The organism is Brooklawnia sp., assembly GCF_032229645.1.
GTDB lineage: Bacteria > Actinomycetota > Actinomycetes > Propionibacteriales > Propionibacteriaceae > Brooklawnia.
Genome location: NZ_JAVTWX010000120.1, coordinates 8,753 through 16,208, shown reverse-complemented (window position 1 = coordinate 16,208; position 7,456 = coordinate 8,753). Strand labels below are relative to the sequence as shown.

7 protein-coding genes are annotated in these 7,456 nt (G+C 64.7%); 6 read left to right on the top strand and 1 reads right to left on the bottom strand.

What is annotated here, in order from left to right; genetic code table 11:
• The coding region (locus AAFP05_RS09060; protein ID WP_341729535.1) for an FCD domain-containing protein at positions 1 to 561 on the top strand (561 nt) is incomplete at its 5' end.
• A 57-nt stretch (positions 562 to 618) separates the two neighbouring features.
• Here AAFP05_RS09060 and AAFP05_RS09055 read toward each other — a convergent pair.
• On the bottom strand, positions 619 to 1,695 hold the full coding sequence (locus AAFP05_RS09055; RefSeq protein ID WP_341729534.1) for a CPBP family intramembrane glutamic endopeptidase: 1,077 nt from the start codon (positions 1,693 to 1,695) through the stop codon (positions 619 to 621).
• Between the two features lie 85 nt (positions 1,696 to 1,780).
• Between AAFP05_RS09055 and AAFP05_RS09050 the strand changes: the two genes are divergently transcribed.
• The 5 genes from AAFP05_RS09050 to AAFP05_RS09030 form a co-directional block, all read left to right on the top strand.
• Positions 1,781 to 3,151, top strand: a complete 1,371-nt coding sequence (locus AAFP05_RS09050) for an MFS transporter (protein ID WP_341729533.1) — start codon at positions 1,781 to 1,783, stop codon at positions 3,149 to 3,151.
• A gap of 295 nt (positions 3,152 to 3,446) precedes the next feature.
• Positions 3,447 to 5,300 (top strand): molecular chaperone DnaK, encoded by a 1,854-nt coding sequence (gene dnaK / locus AAFP05_RS09045; protein ID WP_341729532.1) that lies wholly within the window; start codon positions 3,447 to 3,449, stop codon positions 5,298 to 5,300.
• Positions 5,301 to 5,306: 6 nt separating this feature from the next.
• Positions 5,307 to 5,885 carry a nucleotide exchange factor GrpE gene (gene grpE / locus AAFP05_RS09040; protein WP_341729531.1) on the top strand — a complete coding sequence of 193 codons (579 nt, stop codon included), beginning with the start codon at positions 5,307 to 5,309 and terminating at the stop codon, positions 5,883 to 5,885.
• 28 nt (positions 5,886 to 5,913) lie between these two features.
• A complete protein-coding gene (gene dnaJ, locus AAFP05_RS09035) occupies positions 5,914 to 7,077 on the top strand; it encodes a molecular chaperone DnaJ (RefSeq protein ID WP_341729530.1) in 1,164 nt (387 codons plus the stop codon).
• A partial coding sequence (locus AAFP05_RS09030; protein ID WP_341729529.1) for a helix-turn-helix transcriptional regulator occupies positions 7,074 to 7,456 on the top strand: 383 nt, incomplete at its 3' end. The genes dnaJ and AAFP05_RS09030, both read left to right, overlap by 4 nt.

Here is a 7,456-nt window from a genome sequence, read left to right as displayed (position 1 = left end):
GTGCGCGAAGCGCTGGTGCGGGCCAGCGCCAGTGGGCTGGTCTCTCGCGAAAACAACAAGGGCTTCCGGGTCTCCCCACGTCCTGATGCCAGTCAACTGGACGACCTCTTCGAGGCACGCCTCACCCTCGAGCCAAAGACGGCCTGGCTAGCGGCGGTGCACGTGGATGACGAGTTCCTCGAGAAGCTGCAGGCGACCTGGGATCGCCAGGAGGCGCTAAGCGCAGACGACACCTTCGAGGGCTTCAGGGCGTTTCTGAACGCCGACCACGACTTCCACGAGAACATCGCCCAGGCCGCCGGCAATCACTATCTTGCGGCCGCTCTGGAGGCCATGGGCAGTCACGTGCAGCGCTACCGCTCCTTCGACCAGAACGTGGTGACCGACCGCGAGCAGACGCTCATCGAGCATCGGACGATCATTGAGGCGCTGGCCAATCGCAACGCCGACGCTGCCCAGGCGGCGATGACGCTGCATCTCGCGAACCTGCGGATGCGCGTCCGGCATGAGCGCCAGGCGCAGGCATCCGGGCCCCGGTCGACCGTCCCGGATGAAGGATGATCGTCGATAACGCGGGTGCCGGCGAGATCGCGGGCCGAAGTCGTGTGTTCGGCACCCTCAGGCTTCGTCCAGTGGGCGGCTGCTGGCCAGCAACCGCCGCCGCACCCAGCACGGCCGGACGATCAAGCCTCGCCTGACAAGCTCGCTCAGCACCCATACCCCCAACGCCGTCAGCACCACGATGGTGATCGCGGATGCTTCGATGCCGAACTGACCGCCGCTGAGCCACCCTGGGCCGACCAAGGACGAGCGGACGAAGCCGGCTCCCGTCGTGGAGCTGCCCGAGACGACGATGCCCAATACCGGACCTTGTACGACGTTCCAGGCGAAGTGCAGCCCTATCACCACCCACAGGCTGCGGGTGAACGCATAGAGTGCGGCGAAGAGCACGCCCGCCTCCAATGCGATCCCGACGGCGCCCAAGACGGTCGCCTCCGGGTTGCCCAAGTGCGACGCTCCGAAGACCACGGCGCTGACCGCGATCGCGACCCAGCTGCCCAGGCCGGCCTCGACCAGCCGGAAAAGGATGCCTCGAAACAGGATCTCCTCGGTGACGGCCGCCGAGAAGCCGACCCCCAGCACGGCCATCCAGGGTGAGTAACCGGGATTGAAGCCCTCGATGCGGAAGACGCCCAGCATCGCGAGCAGGCAGGCGCAGGTGGCCATCAGTGTCACGCCGAGCCCAAGTCCGGTGCCCAGGCCGCGCACTGCCCGCGAGCCGGCCAGCTCAAAGATCGGATGTCGCTGCTCGACCAATCGTCCGACCAGCCAATAGGCGATCGCGACACCGACCGCAGCGACGGGGCGCAGCCAATCGAAGGCGCCGAGCAGGCTTTCAGCGGCGGGCTCACCGAGCGAGCTCGTCACCATCAGGGTCGCGAAGGCTACCGCGATACCTCCGACGATCAGGATCGTCCCGAACGCGAGCAGCCGGACGAAGACGTTGAATCGCCGGCTGTGGAACTGCGGATAGGGCCTGGCCGGCTGGTCGGGCGGCAGCAGATCGAGGCCGCGCAACGGGGCGGGAATGCCGAGGATCCGCTCTGCCAGCCCGCTCGGGTCTCTACCGGTGGCAGTCGGAGCCATCGCATCGGTCTCGCCGGGGTCCATCGCCGACAGTTTCCCTTCAGTCACTGAAAGATATATGATGTATCAAGTTGGCCGAGGTTGACCAACGATTTCTACCCAAACTGAACCACACATTTGAATCGAGACAACGATGTCCGCTGATCCGATCCCGTACGATCCCAGCCAGCGCTATGAACTGTCTGAGAGCGCGACGAAGAAGGTCTTCAAGCATCTCATTCCCTTCCTGCTGCTGATGTACGTTATCGCGTTTCTGGACCGCAGCAATGTCGGCTTCGCCAAAACGGAATTCGAGGTTGACTTCGGCATTTCCGCTGCTTCCTATGCCTTCGGTGCGGGACTCTTCTTCGTCGGCTATGCCGTCTTCGAGGTCCCGAGCAACATCATGTTGCACAAGGTGGGCGCCAAATGGTGGATGGCCAGGATCATGATCTCGTGGGGCCTGGTGGCCGCCGCATTCTTCTTCGTCTCCGGCCCCATCAGCTTCTATGTGCTGCGGTTCCTGCTCGGCGTCGCCGAAGCAGGCTTCTTCCCCGGCGTGATTTTGTATTTGACCTACTGGGTGCCTGCCCGACATCTCAACCGTGCTCGCGGCATGTTCTATATGGGGCTCGCGCTAGCAGGCATCATCGGCAACCCGATCTCCGGCGGCCTGCTTCAGATGGACGGTGTCTTCGGCTGGCGCGGCATCCAGTGGATGTTCCTCGTCGAAGGTCTGGTCGCCACCGCCGTCGGCGTCTGGTCGTATTTCTACCTGACCGACAGGCCCCTGCAGGCCCACGGCTGGATGAGCGACGAGGAGCGCCAAGCGCTGCACGACACCATCGAGGCGGAGTCCGCCAGCAAGGCCCAAGGCGAGGCGCCGCACAAGATCTCCGCCGCTCTGATCGACTGGCGGGTCTGGTACTTCTGCGCGATCTACTTCTGCATCCAGATCGCCGTCTACGGCATGACCTTCTTCCTGCCTACGCAGGTTGCCGCCATCACTGGCCAGAAGCTCGGCTTCGCCTCGTCGGTGGTTACCGCCATCCCGTGGGTCTTCGGCCTGATCTCGGTGCTCTATTTCCCGGGCCTGGCCGACCGTACCCGAAAACAGCATCTGATCGGCACCGTGCTGTTGATCGTTGCCGGTATCGGGCTTGGTATTTCCGGCATCTTCGCCGACCATGCTGTACTGGCGATCTCCGGGCTCTGCTTCGCGGCGATCGGTTTCGTCGGCATGCAGGCCATCTTCTGGTCGCTGCCCACCGAGTACCTGACCGGCGTCGCTGCGGCGACCGGAATCGGCCTGGTGAATTCGATCGGCAATCTCGGCGGCTTCGTGGCACCGAACCTGCGCACCTGGGCCGAGACGCAGTGGGGCGATGCGGCAGGCCTGATCACGCTCGGTCTGGCGTCGATCCTCGCCGGCATCCTGTTCGGAGTCACCAAGATGTTCCCGAAGGCCAACGACATCGAGGCCGGCCGTATCGAGGGCATCGATCCCGCGCTGACCGCGCGCTGATCGTCGGCTGGAGGGTCCTTATCGACGGGCGCGCGCGTCAGGCCCTCATCCCGTCCCGGAGTTTCGACGTCTCCGGGACGGGATTCGTCCGTTCATCGGCGGGCCAGCAGAGAAGATGAGCCGACCCTGGAATAACCCCAGGGCTGGCATAGTTGAGCCAGGTGGACTCAAGTTCGAAGTTGAGTGCGTTAGACTCATGGTCGTGGCGCGGCTGGACCGAACATGCGTCGCGAACAGAACTTAGCTGAAGGAACAGGCAGTGTCCCATCCGGGACGCAACAGGAGGAAATACAACATGGCTCGTGCAGTTGGCATCGACCTCGGCACCACGAACTCGGTTGTCGCGGTGCTGGAAGGTGGCGAACCCACCGTTATCCCCAACGCCGAAGGCTCGCGCACCACGCCGTCGGTGGTGGCGTTCACCAAGGGAGGTGAAGTTCTCGTCGGGGAGGTCGCCAAGCGGCAGGCCGTGACCAACCCCGACCGGACGATCCGCTCCGTGAAGCGTCATATGGGCACCAGTTGGTCCACTCAGATCGACGGCAAGGATTATCGGCCCCAGCAAATCAGCGGTTTCGTGCTGCAGAAGCTGAAGAGGGATGCCGAGGCCTACCTCGGCGAGACCATCACCAATGCGGTCATCACCGTTCCCGCCTACTTCGGCGATGCCGAGCGTCAGGCGACCAAGGAAGCAGGGGAGATCGCCGGCCTGACCGTCGACCGGATCATCAACGAGCCCACCGCCGCTGCGCTGGCGTACGGCCTTGACAAGGCCGACCAGGAGCAGACCGTGCTGGTCTTCGACCTCGGTGGCGGCACCTTCGACGTGTCGCTGCTCGATATCAGCGAAGGCGTCTTCGAGGTCAAGGCGACCAAGGGCGACCCGCGGCTGGGTGGCGACGACTGGGATCAGCGCGTCATCGACTGGCTGGTCACCCAGTTCAAGAACAAGACCGGCATCGATTTGTCCAAGGACAAGATGGCCGGGCAGCGCCTGAAGGAAGCCGCTGAGCGGGCCAAGATCGAGTTGAGCCAGGTACAGAGCACCGAGATCAACCTGCCTTACATCACGGCGGGCGCCGAAGGTCCGCTGCACCTTGAGGAGAAGCTGACCCGCGCCGAGTTCCAGCGCATGACTCAGGATCTGCTGGATCGCTGCAAGGCGCCGTTCAACGCGGTCGTGTCGGACTCGAAGATCCCGGTCTCCAAGATCGACCAGATCATCCTGGTCGGCGGCTCGACCCGGATGCCCGCCGTGCAGGATCTCGTCCGCGAACTGGCCGGCGGCAAGGAGCCCAACAAGTCGGTCAACCCGGACGAGGTAGTCGCGCTCGGCGCATCCCTGCAGGCCGGTGTGCTGAAGGGCGAGGTCAAGGATGTGCTGCTGCTCGACGTCACCCCGCTGAGCCTCGGCATCGAGACCAAGGGTGGCGTGATGACCAAGATCATCGAGCGCAACACCACGATCCCGACCAAGCGCTCGGAGATCTTCACCACCGCCGAGGACAACCAGCCCTCGGTGATGATCCAGGTCTACCAAGGCGAGCGCCAGTTCGCCCGCGACAACAAGTCGCTGGGCAACTTCGAGTTGACCGGACTGATGCCTGCCCCGCGTGGACTGCCGCAGATCGAGGTCACCTTCGATATCGACGCCAACGGCATCGTGCACGTCTATGCGAAGGACATGGCGACCGGCAAGGAGCAGTCGATGACTGTCACCGGTGGCTCCGCCCTGGGCAAGGACGAGATCGATCAGATGGTCAAGGATGCCGAGGCCAACGAAGAGGCCGACCGCAAGCGTCGCGAGAGCGTCGACCTGCGCAATGAGGCCGATGGGCTGACCTTCCGCACCGAGAAACTACTTGAAGAGAACGGCGACAAGATCCCCGACAACGTCAAGACCCCGGTCACCGAGGCCCTGGCCACGCTGAAGGAGGCCCTGAAGGGCACGGACAACGATGATGAGGTTCGTTCCGCCATGGACGATCTCAACAAGAAGTCGGCGGCGATGGGGCAAGCTGTCTACCAGGCCGCGCAGGCTGAGCAGGCCGCTCAGGCTTCGGCCGGTGCCGAGTCCGAGCAGGACGCCGGCGCAGGCGACGACGACGTGGTGGATGCCGAGATCGTCGATGACGAGAAGAAGGACTGATCATCTATGAGTGAACCCGTAGACCAGGAGGCCATGCCCGACGAGCCAGCCGGTGAGGTGCTCGGCGCGGCCGACCTGATCTCGGATGACGCCGGTCGGGTGGCTCCGGCGGACGCCGGGGCCACCGGTGGCGCCGAGCCCGGCCGGGATGAACAGGTCGATCAGCTCAAGGCCTTGGTAGCCGAGCGCACCGAGGACCTGCAACGCGTCCATGCCGAGTACGTGAACTATAAGAAGCGCGTTGATCGTGACCGTGCGCTGGCCCGGCAAGGCGGCGTCGAGGTGGTCCTGCGCGATTTGCTGCCGGTCTTCGACTCGATCTCGGCAGCAGCCGAGCACGATGAACTGACCGGTGGTTTCAAGCTGACCGCGGACGAGCTGACGAAGGTTGCCAAGTCGTACGGCTTCGAGCCGTTCGGTATCCCCGGCGACGAGTTCGACCCGAGGTTGCACGAGGCATTGATGCAGATGCCCGATCCTGAGGCCACCGAGATGGTCGTCCGTGACGTCATGCAGCAGGGCTACCGGATCAACGATCTGGTGGTGCGCCCGGCTCGCGTGATCGTCTCGGTGCCGGCCGAGTAATCGAGAAGACTGGAAGGGAGGTAGGGCGATGAGCCAGAAGGACTGGATGGAGAAGGATTACTACAAGATCCTCGGTGTTCCCAAAGATGCCAAGCCTGAACAGATCAAGAAGGCGTTCCGCAAGATCGCCCGCGAGAACCATCCTGACCAGCATCCTGGCGACAAGAAGGCCGAGCAGCGCTTCAAGGAGGCCTCCGAGGCCAACGATGTGCTGAGTGATCCGGGCAAGCGCGCCGAGTACGACGAACAGCGCAGCTTGTTCGGGTCGGGCGGCTTCCGCTTCCAGCGTCCGGGGCCCGGTGCCCAGGGCGCGGGCGGCGAGAGCGTCTTCCGCACGAACATGAGCGATCAGGGACTGGGTGATCTGTTCGGCAACCTCTTCGGCCAGTCCGGTGCTGCATCGTCTGGTCGGCGCGCCCAGACTCGTTCGCCACGCCGCGGCGCCGACATCGAGGGCGAAGTCACCATCGGCTTCAATCAGGCCGTCGAGGGGGCCACGGTCGGGGTCCAGATGACCAGTGAGGAGGCCTGCCAGGCCTGTCACGGTACCGGCGCGAAGGCAGGCACCTCACCCAGGGTCTGCCCGACCTGTCAGGGCTCCGGCGTCGAGCCGTCAAGCGCGGGCGGGCTGTTCCAGATGGCCGAGCCGTGCGCCGAATGTCATGGCCGAGGCCTGATCGTGGACGACCCCTGCGAGGTATGCCACGGCAGCGGACGCGCGGCCAGCCGTCACACGATGCAGATCAGGGTGCCGGCCGGTGTCGCGGACGGTCAGAAGATCCGCATCAAAGGCAAGGGTGCAGGCGGCGAGAACGGCGGTTCCCGCGGCGACCTCTACGTGATCGTGCATGTGCGTCCGCACCCGATCTTCGGGCGCAATGGCGACAACATCACCGTCACCGTGCCGGTCACTTTCACCGAGGCAGCTCTTGGAGCCGAGATCGAGGTGCCGACGCTGGGCGGCGGCAGCGTCAAGCTGCGGGTGCCTGCGGGGACCCCGAACGGACGCACCTTCCGGGTGCGCGGCCGTGGCGTCGCCAAGGGCAACGGCGAGAAGGGCGATCTGCTCGTCTCGATCGAGGTGCAGGTGCCCCAGACGCTGACCGACGAGGCCCGGCAGGCGCTACGCACGTTCACCGATGCTGCGCGTCAGTCGAATCCGCGCGCTGATCTGCTCGCGAGCAACCGATGAGTGCCGGCATGCTGCCCGAGGTCATGGACCCGGACGTCCCGATCTTCAGCATTTCGGTGGCGGCTTCGCTCGCCGAGATGCATCCACAAACCCTGCGGCAGTACGACCGGCTCGGACTGGTGGTGGCCAGCCGTACCAAGGGCGGCGGTCGCCGCTATTCGCCTCGCGACATCCAGCGACTGCGGCTGATACAGTCGCTGTCGCAGGCCGACGGCATCAACCTCACCGGGATCCGCCGGATTCTCGCCCTGCAGTCGGAGCTTGAGGAAACCCAGCGCCGGTTGGACGAGCTGACCGACCTGATGCGGCGGTTGATGGAGCAGGAGTCGCGGGGCCCACGGATCTTCTCTGCCGGTTCCACCGGTCACGTCGCGCAGGG

Excerpts from the sequence above, each read along its gene's own strand:
- AAFP05_RS09050 (WP_341729533.1), top strand. The coding sequence starts at position 1,781 with ATGTCCGCTGATCCGATCCCGTACGATCCCAGCCAGCGCTATGAACTG.
- dnaK (WP_341729532.1), top strand. The coding sequence starts at position 3,447 with ATGGCTCGTGCAGTTGGCATCGACCTCGGCACCACGAACTCGGTTGTC.
- grpE (WP_341729531.1), top strand. The coding sequence starts at position 5,307 with ATGAGTGAACCCGTAGACCAGGAGGCCATGCCCGACGAGCCAGCCGGT.
- dnaJ (WP_341729530.1), top strand. The coding sequence starts at position 5,914 with ATGAGCCAGAAGGACTGGATGGAGAAGGATTACTACAAGATCCTCGGT.